The following is a 16,728-nucleotide window of genomic DNA, read 5'->3' as shown; positions in this document are numbered from 1 at the left end:
GGCAGCATTTCGCGCGGTCGCCCGGCCTGAAGGCCGGAACTTTGCTTCAGCTTCCTACTTGTGCCATTACTCCTCGACCATTAACGAAGACGGTTTTCGCTTCTCGATCGCCCACCTCAGCAACGCGGCGGATCGATAGATGCCGTGGGCAAACTTCCCATAGGGAAGCGTAATAAAAAGCGCCATCACCACACCCAGATGCACGGCCAGCAGCACTGGCATCGCACCCGTTTCCCGGAGGCCCAGGAGTACCAGCCCTGTGATACCGGCCAGCCAGAGCAACGCAATGAAACCGCGGTCCATCCCCTTCTGCGATGCATCGCCGTGTAGCGGATGGCGCCTGAGATTCAGGATAAACAGCCCACTGCATCCCACGACGAGACTCGTCCCCCCGAGAGACCCCAAAAACACAGGAAGACTGGTCAGGCCGTAAGGTGCTTCCAGGGCAAAGAGATAGTGATAAAGCGTAGCGACGCAAGTCGATGCAAAACAGAGCATGAAGCCGTAGAACGTCAGATGATGAAACCGTCTCCGGGAAAGCGAATAGGTGTCGCTCTCGTTGTTACAGCCCTCGCCGTGTCCACCACCGAGGTATCTGAGCGTCAACACCGATCCCGCTGCTTCTGCCGCTGCATCGACCGAAAGCCCACCCGGACTTTCATTTTTCCAGAATCTGCGCACACCAATCGACAGCGCGACGATGGCGAGAAGAAACACGGACCCGAAGATAAGAGCGAGAAGATTGTGGGGGAACACGCTGTAGAAGTTTGCGCTACCGGGTTGCGGTCTGCCTGCGATCGCGGCGAGGGCGAGAAACAGTGCAAGCCCGCCGGCCAGCGCCAGCGCGACCGTCGTGCCGTTTTTCCTGTACAACGCTCCGAACGACGCGGGCCACGCATACTCCGTATAGGTGTTCAATCGCACCTTCGCCATCGCCTGCGGGACGTTGACAGCGAATTCGTGCGGTGGTGCGTATTGGCAAGCGTGCAGGCATGCGCCACAGTTGTGGCAAAGGTTCGCGAGGAAATGCACGTCCGCCCTGCCGAATTCGAGCCGTCGCGTCATTGCCGGAAATACCGCACAGAACCCTTCGCAATACCGGCAGGCGTTACAGATCTGCATGATGCGGCTGACTTCCTTCTCAGCCTGAGTCATGTCGGTCCGGGCGACGACTTCGTTTGCCGCGAGCGCTGCAGCCTCGCGGGTCAATGCTTCAAGCGACTGCATGATTGATAGCTTCCCTGTAGTGCTGCGCCGCTGCCGCGGCCTGAGTGCCGGCGATCCGGCCAAAGGCAGTTCCAATCGACATCCCCACGCCCGCCGTGTAACCCTTGCCCAGGATGTTGCCGGCCATCATCTCTCCCGCAACGAACAGGTTCCGGGATGGCTCGCCGCCGAAATGAACGGCAGCATTCGAATTCACCTTCAGGCCGAGATAGGTGAACGTGATGCCGGGACGCAGCGCATATGCGTAGAACGGCGACCGGTCCAATGGCTGAGCCCAGTGCGTTTTGGGCGGGGTTAAGCCTTCGGTGTGGCAGTCGTCAAGCACCGCATGATTGAACGTACCGGGCTGGCATGACCGGTTATACGTCTCGATCGTCTCCAGAAATTCGTCCTCGTCGAGGCCGAGTGCCAATGCGAGCTCACGCAGCGAATTCGCTTTGGTACCCGGGAACACTGGCGGCATGAACCGACCGATCGCTTTGGAGTCGATGATCGAATAGGCTATCTGCCCAGGTTGCTGCGCAACCAGGCGGCCCCAGATCGCATAACGCTTGGGCCAGAAATCCTCGCCTTCGTCATAGAACCGCTTGCCGTCGCGGTTGAGCACCACGCCCAGCGAGACACAGTCGACGCGCGTGCAGATTCCGCCGTCGTAGAGCGGCGCGCGCGCATCGATTGCCACGCAATGCGACTGGGACGGGTCACCGATAGCATCCGCGCCAGCATCGATCATGAACTTGAGCAAAGTGCCCTGATTGAACCGGGTGCCGCGGATCAAAAAATTGTCAGCCACCCAGACACCGTTCACCTGTCCCCACGCTTCGCGCAGCCACTCGCGATTCGATTCAAAGCCACCCGCTGCAAGGACACAACTCTTCGCTTCGATGCGCTCATTGCCGATCCTTGCGGCGACAAACCGGCTGCCGTCGAGCTCGATCGAATCGACGGGTGCGTTATACCGGACAGTGACACCGATCGCCTCGGCGCTCCGGTAATAGGCGTTGACCAGCGCTTTTCCCCCGCCCATGAAGAATGCGTTGGTACGGGCTACGTGAAGAGCGCCGGAAAGGGGAGGCTGGAAGTGCACGCCGTGCTTTCGCATCCAGTCGCGGCAACTGGACGATGCGCGAATTGCAATACGAGCCAGCTCCTCGTTCGTGTTGCCGCCCGTTACCTTGAGAAGGTCCTGCCAGAATTCTTCTTCGGGATACGCGTCGACGAGCACGTCCTGTGGTGCGTCATGCATGCAGCGCAGGTTGCGCGTATGTTGCGAATTGCCGCCGCGCCACTCCCGTGGAGCCGCTTCAAGCAGAAGTACACTGGCACCCGCTTCCCGCGCCATTATTGCGGCGCAGAGTGCGGCGTTGCCTCCTCCGATTATGAGAACGTCTACCATAATATTTGTCCTATTCTGAGAGGCCATGCTACGGGCGCATTGGAGTCATCGCCACCAGCCTTCAGACAACACGTGTTCAATTTTTTTGAAGACCCAAATCCGGTCCTCGTGCGCGAATTCCACACGCGCGACTAGTCGCTGCCGCCCGCTTGCTGCAATTGCAAAGTGAACGACGGCCCGCGCCGGGCAGGCGGCAAAACGCTCCATGAGCCGTCCACATGTCGAAACAGGAAGAGTGCGATTTCGCTATCCGGATCTTTTTCGCGGACACAAACACACCTCGCGCCCCATCTCACGCCGGGGGCCCTCGTCACGACGATCCGATCCTGGCACGCCGGTCCGAACCACTTGTCGATGTTCCATCTCAACGAGCGCACGATCTCTTGCATGGTCTGATCTGGTCGAAGTCTGCTTCTGGCCTGGCTGCGAATCTCATGCGAGGGCCGGTCGAACGGGGTACTGAAGGAGCGTCATCGCCCTTTGAATTCGCCCTTACGCTTCTCCTTGTACGCCGTGATCGCTTCACGGTAGTCAGCGGTCGACTGGACCACCGCCATGAGAGCCGAGGTCGTCTCGAGGCTTGTGCGAAGATCCGTACGCATTGACTGGTACATTAGTTTCTTGATGTCGCGCGTCTGAACAGGTGGCCCTTCCGCCAGACGGGTGGCAAATGCCAAGGTCTCGTCCTGGAGGCTTTCGTCCGGCGTCACGCGGTTGACGATACCGAGCCTGTGCGCCTCGTCGGCGTTGACGAAGTCGCCAGTCCATAGCAGTTCCAGCGCCCTGGCGGGGCCAACCAGTCTAGGCAGGAAATAGCAGCCGCCGTTGCCCGGGATCAGGCCAACACGGATATAGGCCTCCGCGAACCGGGCCGATTGGGCGGCAAAGCGGATGTCACACATCAGCGACAGGTCCATACCCGCGCCAACGGCCGCACCGTTCACGGCTGCGATCAACGGCTTCTCGAACTCCTCAATTGCCAGCGCGACCTTGTGAGTGACGCGCTGGAGTCTGTGTTTTCGCTCTAGCGGCGTGGGATCCCCGCCTTCGGCGGCGCGCCGACCAAGATCGCCGCCCGAGCAGAACGCGTCTCCTGCCCCCGTAAGAACGAAACTTCCCACGTCGTCGTCTTCGTTCGCGCTCTTCAGCTCGTTGCGAAGCAGCTCAAGCATGTTTTCGCTCAGCGCGTTCTTTTTCTCCGGTCGATTCAGCGTAGCAACCACTACACGACCCACCCTGCTGATTTCAAGATCCGCCACGTCCGTCTCCGTCTAAATTCGTGATGATGTTCCGCCAGTCGCCGCCCCCTTACTTCGCGACATCTTGCATCTCAGCCCGATGGCGCGCGTGCTCCCGCCGGGCTTCATCGAGCGCGGAGCGCAAGCCCCGATTGATCCAGCGCTTGTTGTCGGCGAATGCCGCGCGGTTCTTGGTTCCCAGTGCCTCTGCGATTTTTCTGGCCGACTGTTCAAGTTCATTTCTCTCGACCACTGCGCTGATCAGGCCGCGATTGAGCGCGTCCAGGGCCCGCAGCCGCCGTCCGGTCTGGACCAGGTCCGCTGCAAGAGCGCGTCCACCGAGTACCGTGAGGATGTTTGCGCCCGAAAACGTGGCGATCCCGATATCGATTTCTGGAAGCGAGAGCGCCGAACCTTCGACGGCGACACATCCGTCAGCCATCAGTGCGAGCATGGCGCCCGCACCGACAGCCAGTCCGTTCAGCGCTACGACGACTGGAATCGGCGTCGCGATTACCGAATCCTGAAGCGCCGCGAGCGCGTGAGAACGTCTCTCCCGCTGACGCGCAGCATCTCCATCCGGGGACTGCTCACGCACGTCCACTCCCGCACAGAAAAGCTTCTCGCCCTTCGCCGTAAGAACCACGGCCTGAGTCCTACCGTCAGCGCCGGCGTGAACAATCGCGGACGTGATCCCTTCCATCATGGCCACCGTCATGGCATTCGCCTTCTCTGTGCGGTCGATCTCGATCCACAGTTGCGAATCCCGTTTGCCGATTTGCAGCCCATCTAACGACATACCAACTCCTCAGTTTTTTGCGTATTCAAGCCGAGGGTTCTGCGCCGGACACGAAAATGTCAGCGAAGAATTCGTCTTCAGGCAGCCCGCATCGCTCTGTAAAGTCGCTCCTGGCCGAGAGCACAACCACTGGCGCTCCGCACGCGTAGACCTGATGCGACGAGAGGTCCGCAAAGTCCTTCATCACCGCTTCGTGAACGAATCCCGCACGCCCTTTCCATTCATCTTCTGTAAGGGCATCGGAGACGACCGGGATGTAGCTGATTCCGTGGTCTGCCCAGGATCGGGCGAGTGAATCCAAGTACAGGTCGTGGGGCCGCCGGCCGCCCCAGTACAGTGTCATCTGTCGGCCAGTGCGCTTTCGCAGTTCATGCTCGATGATGGACTTGATCGGAGCGAATCCGGTGCCACTTGCCAGTAGGATCATTGGCTTGTCGGAATCGTCGCGCACGAAAAACGTCCCAAACGGACCCTCCAGTCGAAGAAGGTCGCTCTCCTTCAACTTGCCGAAGACGAAGGTACTCAACGGTCCGCCGTAATTGCGAAGATGCAATTCGATAAAACCTTCATCCTCTGGCGAGTTGCCTATCGACAGGCTGCGCCTGATTCCACCGGGGATCAGCAGGTCGATATATTGCCCCGGAAGAAATCTGAACTGCGCGTTCACTGGCAGCTTGAGCCGGATCCGCATGACGTCATCGGCGAGCCGTTCCAGCGCAGCCACGCGGCACGGTGTCTTTTTAACCGGATAGCCCTCGATGGACGGGACGGTCCGGCATTCCACCGTCACATCCGATGCCGGCGTTGCCTGACACATCAGGACATAGCCCTGCGCTGCTTCCGAAGCCGACAGGCCCGCATACTGTGCTTCGCCATGCTCGCAGGCCCCCGCCGTCACCCTGGCCTTGCATGATCCGCAGACACCACTCTGGCAGCTGTAGGGAACGGGAAAGTTTGCCGCCAGCGCCGCCGCGAGGATCTTCTCTCCACGACGGACCTCAAGCGCGCGATCGAGCGGCTGGAACGTGACGGTGTGGCGTTCAGCGCGAACTGTTTCGTCATTCATGGAAAGATCAACAGGTAGTTCCACAATGGCCATCCGTTCAATGACCCGGGAACGACACGGGCACGATTAACGCGTCGGCCGCCAGGACGCCTTCCGGCAGAACGAAAAGCGGGTTGACGTCGATCTCGGATACGCCATCGCGGTGCTCCCATGCAAATCGGGAAAGTGCCGCAAGCGCTTTCGAGGTCGCATCGACGTCGAGCGCCGGTTTACCTCGAGCCCCGTCCAGAATCGGACGACATCGCAATTCGTCAAGCATCTGTCGCGCGACCGCTTCATCGAAGGGCGCGAGACGACACGACGAGTCGCGCATCAGCTCGGCGTAAATCCCGCCAGCTCCGACCACCACGACGGGACCAAACACTTCGTCGTTCACTACACCAGCGATCAGTTCGAATCCGTCCTTGACCATCTGGGAGACCATGACGCCTTCGATTCGCGCGTCGGGGACGTGAGACTGCGCGTTCGCGCGAACTTCGGCGATGGCCGCCTCAAGTTCCTTCGGATCACGGACTCCGACCTTGACGCCGCCAATTTCTGTTTTATGAGCGATATCTGGAGATACGATTTTCACGACGACAGGCCATGACAATTGGTCCGGCAAGCTTTTGTCGGCAGCAGTCACCAGCACATCACGAGTGACCGGAATACCTGCGCGCGACAAGATGTCCTTGGATTGCGCTTCGGACAGTTTGCCGGCCCAGCCCGGGAGAACTTCTTTTGATGACTGGGCGGGGCGGGAATCTGCAGAGTCGGAAGTGGCCACCTGGTTTCGTGCGGCGTCGTAGCGGGCAAGCATCGCCAGCGCTTTTGCCGCGCGGGACGGCGATGGGAAGAGAGGCACTGCTGCAGCATCGAGCAGTCTGATGGCGTCGACCAGCTGGTCACGGGGAGCCGATGAAAATACGCAGACAGGCTTGGCCGTCCCCTTTGCCACATCGGCGATCACTTCGGCTGCAGCGGCACTGCCAGCGCTCCCCGTCGTTGCCAGGTTCACGCAAAGGGCATCCACTCCGGGGTCGGCAAGTGTGACCTCGATAGCCGTGCGCAGTTTGTCGCGGTTGCCCGCGGAAAAATAGCCTGCGGTCAGGTCGATCGGGTTGTGCACCGCGCCGATGTTCGGCACCACCTCCGCGAGCAACCTTTCCGTTTCTTCCGCAAGATTCGCGAGATGAAGCCCCTCGGGTTCACCTGCATCCGCAAAAACGATGGCCGAGCCGCCGGAAACACCCATGACCGCCATCCCGCCGCTGGCCGGATATTTCTTTGCCGCGAAAGCCTTGAGGAAGTCGACAGCTTCGTGGATCTCCCTGACTTCGACGATACCGGTCTGCTTGAAGAGCGCACGGTAGAAATCGTAGCTGCCGGTCATGCTTGCGGTATGCGAAGCGGCTGCCCGTGCACCCTCTTCGGTGACTCCGCCCTTCCAGAGCAGAACCGGCTTGCCAGCCGCAAGCGCGCGTCTGCCGACATCGAGCAGTGACCGGCCATCTTTCGTACCTTCGATGTACGCGAGGATGATCTGGGTTCCATCATCGTCCAGCAGCGCGTCGATCAGTTGTACGGTGTCTACGTCCGTCTCGTTACCGGTAGCGATCACATGCCGAAAACCGATGTCTGCCTCGGCACAGGCGAGCGCGAGGCTGTACCCGAAACCACCACTCTGGGTGACGAGGGAAACACCCCCCTTCTTCAGCTTGGGTTCCCGTGTGATGCTCCCGAACGCTGCGAATACCTGTGAGTGAATGTTTGCGAAGCCCAGACAGTTCGGGCCGATGATGCGAATCCCAGCCGCTCTTGCGATCTGCAGCATCTCGCGCTCGCGCTCGACGCCTTCGGGGCCGCTCTCGCGAAAGCCGCCGCTTAGAACCACGACATACGGGACCGCCTTTTCCGCACATGCCTTCAGGACCGGGACAACGCCTTTGGCTGGTACACCGATCACGACCAGGTCGATCGACTCGACGATGTCGCTTACCGCACCGTAACACTTGAGACCATCGAACTCCGCGTACTTCGGATTGACCGGATAGATTTGCCCCTGATAACCGTTCCTGACAAGCGCACGAACAGCTTGCGAACCCGGGCGGCCCGCTTCGTCCGATACCCCGACCACCGCGATCGACCGCGGTTCGAGAAGATATTTGAAATCGTTCATTTCCGATCCGTCTCCAGCTGGTTGTTCCTGAAATGTCTGCAGAGCGATTTCTCCGCGGCCGCTCCATTACTTCGCGAGCGATCCAATGGTTCCGACTGTAGACCTTAGGGCAGTCGTCGTCAACGAAAATGAAATGCGTTCCGTTGAATGAAACCTGCACGCCGACACACGCCACAATACAAGGCGCGATCATTCAGATCATTGGTTCCGCTGACTGGAATCGGTGCTGTTGCTCAAAACTCATGCTACGATGCCATCGTGGTTTGCCAGATGCCGGCGAACGCAACAAGCATCGCAGAGCGATCTGCGGACGATGGCAGATTCAAGGAGACTTAAATGATCTACACACGAAGCGGCGCCGACGCTCTTTCCAGAAGAGACGTCGTAGTTTCTCCGGGCACCGGAAACCAGCATTGGGGAACGGTGTTTTTTGGCCCTCGCAGTTCGAACGCTGCAGGCTCAGGACCGCAGGCCACCATGTCGGAACTGCAACCGCACGAGTCGGTTGTTTCGCATTTTCACGGTGTGACGATGTTCCAGATGTTCATCGCCGGCTCCGGGACGCTCGGGAACAAGCAACAGCCGCTCGAACCGCTGACGGTGCAGTTCAAGGATCACCACACTGCTTACGGCCCGATCGTCGCAGGTCCGCAGGGTCTGTCGTTTGTCGCGATGCGGATGTACACCGGCAACTCGCAGCCGGTGTATCTGAACAAGGAAGGGTATCGGGACCAGCTCAAGCCCAGTAAGCGCCGTCATCTGACCTCGGAACGCGTGCGCTTCTCCATTGAGCCGGTGCTGAAGGAGCGGGCCGAGCCCGTCTGGGAAACGCTTCTGAGAGATGACTCGGACGGCATGCATGCGCAGATCGTTCGACTCGGAGCCGGCCAGAGCGTCGAAGGCCCAGATCCGAAGGCCGCTGCCGGTTACTACGTATTCGTCGGCAACGGCACCCTCCTGCACAACGACGAAGAACTTCCGCTCTGGTCCATGGTTGTCGTCGAGCCGAACGAAGAAAAGTTCACGATCCGCTCCGGCGACAAGGGACTCGAGGCGTTGGTCCTTCAGTACCCGCGCGAGGAAAACAACGCCTGACCCTGCGAGCTTTCGCGCCGGACCCCGGAGACACGTAAGCTGTCTCCGGGGTCTTAACTTTTCGTTTGGCGAAGGTTCGGACGGCGCTTGCGGCACGCGTCTGCCTCACCGACCCAACGAGGCAGGATCAGCCGATTACCTGACCGTCGAGCATCTATCGGGAAATGACTGCAGCGGCAGTGTCAGATATGAGCGATGCCGGTGTTGCCGGGCCGGCAGACATACAGCATTCATCACAACGCTGAAGGTTGGTGCGACGAGACCTTCGATCCCCTGTCACATGAACCGAAGGTCATTGGCCACGCGATATCAGACGCCCGGCGCGCGGAGGTCGCGCAGCTGAGATCCCGCAGCCGCAGCTTCGAGCAGGAGGCGTCCCGGCTTCCAGCGTTTGCCGAACTGCTCGTACCATGCCTGAACCTGCTGGCCAACCTTGCCTGCCCCGACGGTATCCGCCCAATACATCAGGCCGCCCCGGTGTCGAGGAAATCCGAAGCCGTACAGCCACATCACGTCGACGTCGCTCGCGCGGTACGCTTTTCCATCCTCGAGAATCTTGCAGACCTCGTTGACTGACGCGAAGAGCAGGCGTTGAAGAATCTCGTCGTCCGGGAACTCCCGCCGTTCGATGCCGAGTTCGCGTGCCACGCCCGCAATGATGGTGTCGACCTCAGGGTCCACGATCGGTTTCCGGTCGCCAGGGTTGTATCGGTACCAGCCGGTGCCGTTTTTCTGACCTTTGCGGCCAAGTTCAACCATTCGGTCAGGCACGTGAAGTTTGCGATAGGTGGGATCGGCAGCCGCCCGCCGTTTCCGGGTGTCGTAGCTGACATCGAGACCTGACAGGTCGCTGACCGCGAACGGCCCCATCGGGTAGCCGAACGTCTTCATGACGCGATCGATCTGGTCTGGTCGAGCACCTTCTTCGAGCAGCAGCATCGCCTCCGTGACCAGCGGCGCACGGCTGCGGTTCGCGGCAAAACCGTCGCACGATCCCGCAACGACGCTTACCTTGTTGAGGTCGCGTCCGAGCCGGGCGGTACGCAGGATGGTCTCGACAGAGCTGCTAGTGCCTCGCACCACCTCACACAGCTTCATGACGTTTGCCGGAGCAAAGAAGTGTGCGCCCGCCACGTCGCCTGGCCGGCGCGTCACGTTGGCCATCGTATCGATATCGATCGCCGAGGAGTTGGTCAGCAAGAGCGCACCCTCCTTCATTACGCTATCGATTTCTCCGAAAATTTCTTTCTTGAGGTCGATGCGCTCGAAAACCGCCTCAATCACCACATCCGCGTCACCGATCTGTTCATAGTCCATCACGGGTTGGATGTACGCGAGGCTCTCGTCCATCTCGCCCTGTGTCAGACTGCCTCGGCTCACCCTCGTCGCATAAGTGTCCCTGATTTTCTGCATTCCGCGATCGATACCCTCCTGACTTGCTTCCAGCACTTTCACAGGAATGCGGGCGTCGGCGAAACAGATGGCAATCCCTCCGCCCATCGTTCCTGCTCCAATCACGGCAGCGCTGCGAACTGGCTCGGGCTTGTAGTGATCGGGCTTGCCCGGAATCTTTGCGGCTTCGCGCTCCGCAAAAAATGCATACCGGAGCGCCTTTGCCTCATCGGAACTTTCGAGTTCCGCAAAAAGCGACTGTTCAAGCGCGATGCCTTCCTCGAAGGATCCATTCACCGCCATTTCGATACAGGCCAACGCGCCGTGTGATGCCTTGACGGATCGCGCCTTCCTGGCGGCTTCGTCACGCGCAGGTGTCCACTCCCGCGGATTGCCTTTCGCATGCTCGATCCGCTCGCGCATGTCGCGAACGCGGCGCACGCTCTGACCCTGAGGGAGCCTTTTTACAAAGTCCAGGGCTTGCGCGAGGACGAGTTCGCCGGCCACGACGCGATCGATCAGACCCAATTCCAGAGCGTCTTTTGCAGACACGTGGCGGCCACTAACGATGATGTCGATGGCCGCTTTCGGCCCAACAAGCCGTGTAAGCCGTTGCGTGCCTCCGCCTGCAGGGATGACGCCGATCTTCACCTCGGGCAAACCCAGTTTCGCGTCCGGAGAGGCGAACCGGTAGTGACATGCGAGCGCATGCTCCAGACCTGCGCCCAATGCGTAGCCGCGGATCACCGCCACGACCGGCTTCTGGCTGGCGTCCAGCGCTGCAGTGCTGACCGACGATGAGACTTTGCGCTCTTTGCCGAACTGCCGGATATCGGCCCCCGCCACGAAATTGCTCCCGCCGCCTGTTAGAACGACGCCTTTCACTGAGTCGTCGGCATTCGCGCGCTCGAGACATTCGATCAGGCCCTCACGCATGCCGGGCGCGAGCGCGTTCACCGGGGGATTACTTAGCGTTATCACCGCTACGCCATCAACGACCTTATATCCAACTAACGTTTCTTCCGACATCGCCGGTCTCCTTTCAGCAAAAATCCGGTTCCGAGCGCGCGATACCCGATAGCAAAGTCCCTGCAGTGTGTGTCGACGTACGCCGAACCACCGTGAGGGCACCTTCCCGCCCGCATACAAATGCGTTCGATGTTATCACGCGTTCTACTGAACAGCATTGGTTTCATTGGATGAAACTAGAACAAAGATTTTTGTGGATTCAGCCGCTGATGCGATGGGTGATCTTTCCTGTATCTTTCGCGAGAAACTGTGTTGCCTCATGAAAATCCACCGTCGCGGCGCCGAACTGGCGTGAGATATCAGCTGCGGCAACCAGGATGCTGCGTACGATTTCATCCTCGTTGATCTTCATCCGAACGGTGGGAGCGCCAACCGAAATGCAATATCTGACCTGGTCCTCCGAATCGCGAATCGGCGCAGAAATCGCTGAAATGCCGAGAAGACGCTCCCCATGAGACACAGCAAACCCCTGAGTGCGGATCTTCTCCAGCTCCCTCTCAATCTCGGCCCTCGGCCTTCTTGTCACTCGCGCGACGTCGACAACCATCGCAGACAGCTTCTCCGGTGGCATGTACGCCATCAAGACCTTCGAACCAGCTCCCGCAACCATTGGCACCTGCTCGCCAGGTTGGGCGACCATCCTGAGCGGCGCGGCGACAGTTGCCACCGCGTCGATACAAATCCGATAGCTACCGGAAAGCGTGTGCAACGATGCCGTCTCGCGAGTGCGATCGGCAAGCTGAAGGAGGACCGGCCGAGATATCTCACGAATCCCCAAAGTGCTGCGGACGTGTCCCGCCAGACGGGTGAACTGGAACGACAGGCAATACTGTTGATCTTCAAGGCGCACCAGATATCCCGCTTTCTCCAGGCTCTGGACGATACGGAACGCCGTCGACTTGGGAAGTGCGATGCGGTCCGCTATTTCCTGAAGCATCAGACTCGTCCGGTCCACGCTGAAACTTTCAAACACTGCCAGGATGCGTTGCACCGAGCGCATGGTCTCTTTCACGGAAAAACCTCTCGAAATATTCGACTCCAGCTTCGCGTGGCACATCACGCAACCCACCGCAACCGGAAAGCCAACTCCTCAATGAGCGTGCGCGCTGGTTAGATCAGCGCGGTCACCCCGAGCCAGTGGCCGTCATCTACCTGCTTCAGTGCCACCTCCCGTAACACAAGACGCGCCGCCAGACCGGACGGTGTCAACTCCTCATCCACCAGAGACGCGACAAGATTGAGGCGACTGAGTGTGGTCCCAAGGATCGGCACCGTGTGTAGCTTTGATCCCTTGCAGCGCTCCAGGGCTGCGGCTGGTTGAATCGTCACGCCCATGCCACTGCTGACAGCCTCCATCAGCGTTGCGAGTCCGTCTATTTCGGCAGTCACGTTCATCGCGGAGCCGACCCGCGAAAATGCGCCATCCACCAGCGATCGCAGTCCGTGAGGACTGCTGGGGAGGATCAGCGGAAATTGCGCCAACTCGGCGATGTCATACCCGGATGGGTCGGCGGGGACTGGCAATGTGTCAGCCGAAATCACATAAAGCTGCTCGGAAAGCAGTGGAACGGTCTGGACACGCTTGGCCCGCGATCCGCCGAAGATGATCGCTACGTCGATCTGTCGCGACGAGAGCAACGATTCGAGGTTGCCGGACAGGCTCTCGACGATGCGAACACCGACGTCTGGATACCGGCATCTCATCTCTCGAAGGAAGGGCAGCGCAACCACGCCTGAGGTGCTCGGCGCGAGTCCCACCGACGCCTCGCCCGACAGACGCCCCAGCTGCGCTGCCCTTGCTGCTTCGTCGGTCATGCGCAGGATCAATTGCGCTTTGTGCCAGAAAGCGAGACCCGCGTTTGTGGGCTGCACTCCATTCTTGGTGCGTTTCAGAAGTCGCACGCAAAGCTCGCTTTCCAGACGACTGACCTGCTGGCTTAGCGCAGATGTAACGAGATCGAGCTCAATGGCAGCTCGCCCCATGCTACCGCTCTGGACGACCTGCACGAAATAGCGAAGCTGCCGGATTTCCATATGCATTGCCTTATTCAGCGCCACCCGACGGGTCGGTGCGTCATCGCCGTCGCAGCGAGAGCCGACACAATCACCCGTCGATGCGACATCGCGAATACCTAACCCAGCGCGAATCACGATCGCTCTCGCGCCACACACGCGTTAGTTTCGACTATCGGAACTCGTACCATTTTAAATACTTTACCGCATCAATCAGGCAAACTGTGAGAAATTTAATTGACCGTGATCGGAGGAGGGAGGCATGCGCAGGCTTTCGAGATTCAGGGCTTTTGGACCCTTGCTTGGAGTGAGTATGTGGATGTGGATTCTCGCAGCCGCGTTCATCTCGGGACACGCACACGCAGAAAGCTATCCGGTCCGACCGGTGAGGCTACTCGTGGGATTCAATGCGGCAGGCGCCACTGATACGATCGCCCGATACTATGCGTCAAAACTCAGCGACGTCCTGCGGGCAAACGTCTACATCGAGAACCGCCCTGGCGCGTATCAGATGATTGCGATACGGAATCTAAAGTCCGCGCCGGCCGACGGGTACACGCTGTTCCTGATCACCGGTAGCGCCGCGTCCCAGTACCCCGGCCTGCAGAAGGACCTTCCGTACGATCCGGTTAGAGATTTTTCGTTCATCGGTCTGGTCGGCGAGGCGCCAGGCGTGATCGTTGCCAGCCCGTCCGTCCCCGTCGCCGGCATTTCAGAGCTTGTGAAGTATTGCAAGGCCCACCCCGCCTCGCTGAACTTCGGGTCGTCCGGCATCGGCTCGGCCAGCCATATACAGATGGAGTATCTGTCGAGCCTCGCCGGAATACGGATGACGCACATTCCGTTCAAGGCTGACGCCGAAATCATCACGGCCTTACTCTCCGGTTCGGTACAGATCGGGATGACGCCAATTCAGGGAGCGCTCCCGTCGATTCAGAACGGCATGGTGCGCGCCCTTGCAGTTACGGGTAACAGACGCGTCGCTTCGCTGCCCAATGTCCCCGCGCTAGGGGAAGCGAAGATCGCCGGCCTGGGGAACGTCGACCCTTACACATACTACGTGCTGGTTGGGCCAAAGGGGCTTCCTGCGGACGTTATCCAGAAACTTAACAGTGCGATCAACACGGTGTCCCATATGCCCGAGACGGTAACCTATATGCACAAGCTCGGGTACGAGCCAGGTATCAGCACGCCCGAATCTGTGAAGGACTACGTCCTTCGGGATACGAAAAAATGGACCGACTTCCACGCAGCGACTAACTTTGATCTACACATTGGCCAGTAAACCATGGTTCCGATCAACGGAATCAATACCGATAAATGATTCGCGTGTTACGATCCCTTCAAAGAAGCTAGAGCTTCTGGGTTACGGGATCATCTTCGCGGGAAGCATCCCGACAAGAACCAGATACCATCATGTGAGGCGACAATGAACATCGGATACATAGGGCTCGGTGCGCTGGGTGGCCAGCTTGCCCGGCGATTCCTGAAAGACCATCAATTGACGGTTTGGGACATCAGTACCACTGCGGTGGGAGAACTCGCGTCCCTTGGCGCCAGCGTGGCGCCCACTGCGGCTGAGCTCGCGAAGCGCTCTGACGTGGTCTTCCTCTGCCTGCCGCGCAGCGCCGATGTAAAGAACGCGGTGTTCGCCCCGGATGGGCTCGCAGCGGGGTTAAGCCCCGGAAAAATCGTGGTCGATCAGACTAGCGGTGTGCCCGAAGAAACCCGCGAGATCGCGGCCGCGCTCTTTGAGTCTGGCGTACTGATGATGGACGCGGCGGTATCGGCAAGTCCACAGATAGTCCCGACGGGAAATGCAAACCTTATGGTGTCGGCGCCTGCCGAGGTTCTGGATCGGGCAGACCCGGCGCTTCGGGCGATCACGGACAAGATTTTTCGCTGTGGATCGCGGGTGGGTGACGGCCAGGCCATGAAAACCGTCAACAACGCGATGAACGCGGGCAACCGTCTCGGCGTCCTTGAGGTGCTGGCATTTGGCCGGAAATCCGGACTTACGCTCGAGGCAATGGCGGACCACCTTGCAGACGGCGAAGCGCGCTGTCAGATAACCGACCGTATGTTGCCAGCCCTTCTTCAAGGCAAGGCATCGACCGATTTTGCGCTGTCCCTGATGCTGAAGGACATCTATCAGGCGCTGTCGCTTGGCATGAAGCACCACACTCCAATGCCAATCACCGGTATTGCCCAAGGTCTCCTGCAGATTGGTGGGAATCTGCAGGGTCCCCAAGCTCGCCTCGAAGATATGGTGAAGATCATTGGGTCAATGGCAGGCTCGATCATTGCCGGCGATGCAGCTGAGTCCGCAGTCGCACAGCGCGTAACCGGCGGGGCCGGCATGCTGGAAACCATCGCCAGTATCATTGCGTCGCAGTCCCGCGCGATTTCCTACGAATGCATCTCTGCTGGCCTGAATTACGGGCTGCAACTGAAAGACATGAGCCAGGTCCTGCATAGCAGTTCGGGCTGGAGTATCGGGTCACGAAACATCTTTAGCGAACTGATCAACGGCGAACAACCGAGCAGCTTGTCTGTCGACGATGCAGTACAGCATCTTCAGGAAGGGTGTTCACTCGCTGGCCGAATCGGTGTTCCGTTGATGATCGCAAACGGGACACGCACTATCTTCGAGCAGATGCGCGGCGAGTTCGGACATGGAAAGCGCGTCCATGAGCTCTCTCTGCTCTACCCCGCTACCGCTCGCGATGCGACTTGATACACCCGGTGCAGATGATGCCGGCTTAACACGAGTCTTTAACCGAACCGCATGGTCTCTGTAGAGAGAGCCAGCGGTTCTTCGACCTTCATTTTCTTTTCTACGGCTGCCCATCGAATTCCTCCGTGCCTTCGATGGGAGGCAGCCACGCGAACTTCCTCTTCGTCCAGATCTGCCGCACTGGCTTCTGCAATTCATATCTCTGTTCGAGCGCGCCCACTCGCAGCGAATAAGCCTGTGCGTTTTCTGCTGCCGACGAATAAACAGGCCCACCGCACGTTTCGCAGAACGCGTGGATGCGCCTGTTTCCTCGCTCCGAGATCTTCAGATAAGTCTTGGGCGTCCCTTTTACCAGGCGGAATGTGTCTGCAGGCGCAGATATGTTCATCCTGAACACGGAACCCGACTGACGTTGGCAATCCGAACAATGACAGATGGAAGCTGTACCAGGCTCCACCTCTGCCTCATAAACAATCGCGCCACACAGACATCGACCATCGACTCGCATGCTCGCCTCCCTCTATCGTGATTGGATTCCTGGCGAGAAATTGTCTCACCGGCTTTCACTATAGGAGCGG

General features: G+C 59.3%; 14 protein-coding genes. 3 read left to right on the top strand and 11 right to left on the bottom strand.

All coding sequences use genetic code 11. The features are described from left to right. Positions 1 to 66: 66 nt before the first annotated feature. The 7 genes from tcuB to ACFSNN_RS18225 form a co-directional block, all read right to left on the bottom strand. The gene (tcuB, locus tag ACFSNN_RS18255; protein WP_377764978.1) at positions 67 to 1,227 is read right to left on the bottom strand and encodes a tricarballylate utilization 4Fe-4S protein TcuB; all 1,161 of its coding nucleotides are present in this window, start codon (positions 1,225 to 1,227) and stop codon (positions 67 to 69) included. Then, the gene (tcuA, locus tag ACFSNN_RS18250) at positions 1,214 to 2,623 is read right to left on the bottom strand and encodes an FAD-dependent tricarballylate dehydrogenase TcuA (RefSeq protein ID WP_134462679.1); all 1,410 of its coding nucleotides are present in this window, start codon (positions 2,621 to 2,623) and stop codon (positions 1,214 to 1,216) included. Before tcuA ends, tcuB begins: the two co-directional genes overlap by 14 nt. Before the next feature lie 45 nt (positions 2,624 to 2,668). Continuing rightward, positions 2,669 to 2,830 carry a hypothetical protein gene (locus tag ACFSNN_RS18245; protein ID WP_166799347.1) on the bottom strand — a complete coding sequence of 54 codons (162 nt, stop codon included), beginning with the start codon at positions 2,828 to 2,830 and terminating at the stop codon, positions 2,669 to 2,671. Between the two features lie 263 nt (positions 2,831 to 3,093). Next, positions 3,094 to 3,882, bottom strand: coding sequence for an enoyl-CoA hydratase/isomerase family protein (locus tag ACFSNN_RS18240; protein WP_244322925.1), 789 nt, complete (start codon positions 3,880 to 3,882; stop codon positions 3,094 to 3,096). A gap of 49 nt (positions 3,883 to 3,931) precedes the next feature. After that, a complete protein-coding gene (locus ACFSNN_RS18235) occupies positions 3,932 to 4,660 on the bottom strand; it encodes an enoyl-CoA hydratase/isomerase family protein (RefSeq protein WP_134462677.1) in 729 nt (242 codons plus the stop codon). Between the two features lie 25 nt (positions 4,661 to 4,685). Beyond that, on the bottom strand, positions 4,686 to 5,726 hold the full coding sequence (locus ACFSNN_RS18230; RefSeq protein ID WP_134462675.1) for a CDP-6-deoxy-delta-3,4-glucoseen reductase: 1,041 nt from the start codon (positions 5,724 to 5,726) through the stop codon (positions 4,686 to 4,688). 37 nt (positions 5,727 to 5,763) lie between these two features. Next, complete coding sequence (locus ACFSNN_RS18225) at positions 5,764 to 7,884, bottom strand: acetate--CoA ligase family protein (protein ID WP_134462673.1); 2,121 nt, start codon at positions 7,882 to 7,884, stop codon at positions 5,764 to 5,766. 477 nt (positions 7,885 to 8,361) lie between these two features. On the opposite strand from ACFSNN_RS18225, the gene ACFSNN_RS18220 reads away from it, so the two are divergent. Further along, positions 8,362 to 8,979 (top strand): cupin domain-containing protein, encoded by a 618-nt coding sequence (locus tag ACFSNN_RS18220; protein ID WP_121307692.1) that lies wholly within the window; start codon positions 8,362 to 8,364, stop codon positions 8,977 to 8,979. A 309-nt stretch (positions 8,980 to 9,288) separates the two neighbouring features. On the opposite strand, the gene ACFSNN_RS18215 is transcribed toward ACFSNN_RS18220, so the two are convergent. From ACFSNN_RS18215 to ACFSNN_RS18205, 3 genes are all read right to left on the bottom strand, one after another. Beyond that, positions 9,289 to 11,400 carry a 3-hydroxyacyl-CoA dehydrogenase NAD-binding domain-containing protein gene (locus ACFSNN_RS18215; protein ID WP_134462671.1) on the bottom strand — a complete coding sequence of 704 codons (2,112 nt, stop codon included), beginning with the start codon at positions 11,398 to 11,400 and terminating at the stop codon, positions 9,289 to 9,291. A 199-nt stretch (positions 11,401 to 11,599) separates the two neighbouring features. Beyond that, positions 11,600 to 12,412: an IclR family transcriptional regulator gene (locus tag ACFSNN_RS18210; protein WP_244322924.1), complete on the bottom strand. Its 813-nt coding sequence runs from the start codon at positions 12,410 to 12,412 to the stop codon at positions 11,600 to 11,602. A gap of 98 nt (positions 12,413 to 12,510) precedes the next feature. After that, positions 12,511 to 13,434, bottom strand: coding sequence for a LysR substrate-binding domain-containing protein (locus ACFSNN_RS18205; protein ID WP_134465553.1), 924 nt, complete (start codon positions 13,432 to 13,434; stop codon positions 12,511 to 12,513). Positions 13,435 to 13,726: 292 nt separating this feature from the next. Between ACFSNN_RS18205 and ACFSNN_RS18200 the strand changes: the two genes are divergently transcribed. Together ACFSNN_RS18200 and ACFSNN_RS18195 are read left to right on the top strand one after the other, a co-directional pair. Continuing rightward, on the top strand, positions 13,727 to 14,698 hold the full coding sequence (locus tag ACFSNN_RS18200; protein ID WP_244322923.1) for a Bug family tripartite tricarboxylate transporter substrate binding protein: 972 nt from the start codon (positions 13,727 to 13,729) through the stop codon (positions 14,696 to 14,698). 144 nt (positions 14,699 to 14,842) lie between these two features. Beyond that, a complete protein-coding gene (locus ACFSNN_RS18195; RefSeq protein ID WP_134462667.1) occupies positions 14,843 to 16,150 on the top strand; it encodes an NAD(P)-dependent oxidoreductase in 1,308 nt (435 codons plus the stop codon). Between the two features lie 100 nt (positions 16,151 to 16,250). Here ACFSNN_RS18195 and ACFSNN_RS18190 read toward each other — a convergent pair whose 3' ends face one another. Beyond that, the gene (locus ACFSNN_RS18190; protein ID WP_134462665.1) at positions 16,251 to 16,658 is read right to left on the bottom strand and encodes a GFA family protein; all 408 of its coding nucleotides are present in this window, start codon (positions 16,656 to 16,658) and stop codon (positions 16,251 to 16,253) included. Between the last annotated feature and the right edge of the window lie 70 nt (positions 16,659 to 16,728).

This window comes from Paraburkholderia dipogonis, assembly GCF_042680985.1.
GTDB classification, from domain to species: Bacteria; Pseudomonadota; Gammaproteobacteria; order Burkholderiales; family Burkholderiaceae; genus Paraburkholderia; species Paraburkholderia phytofirmans.
Note: the sequence above shows the minus strand (reverse complement) of the source record. Positions and strands in the feature narration are given on the sequence as shown.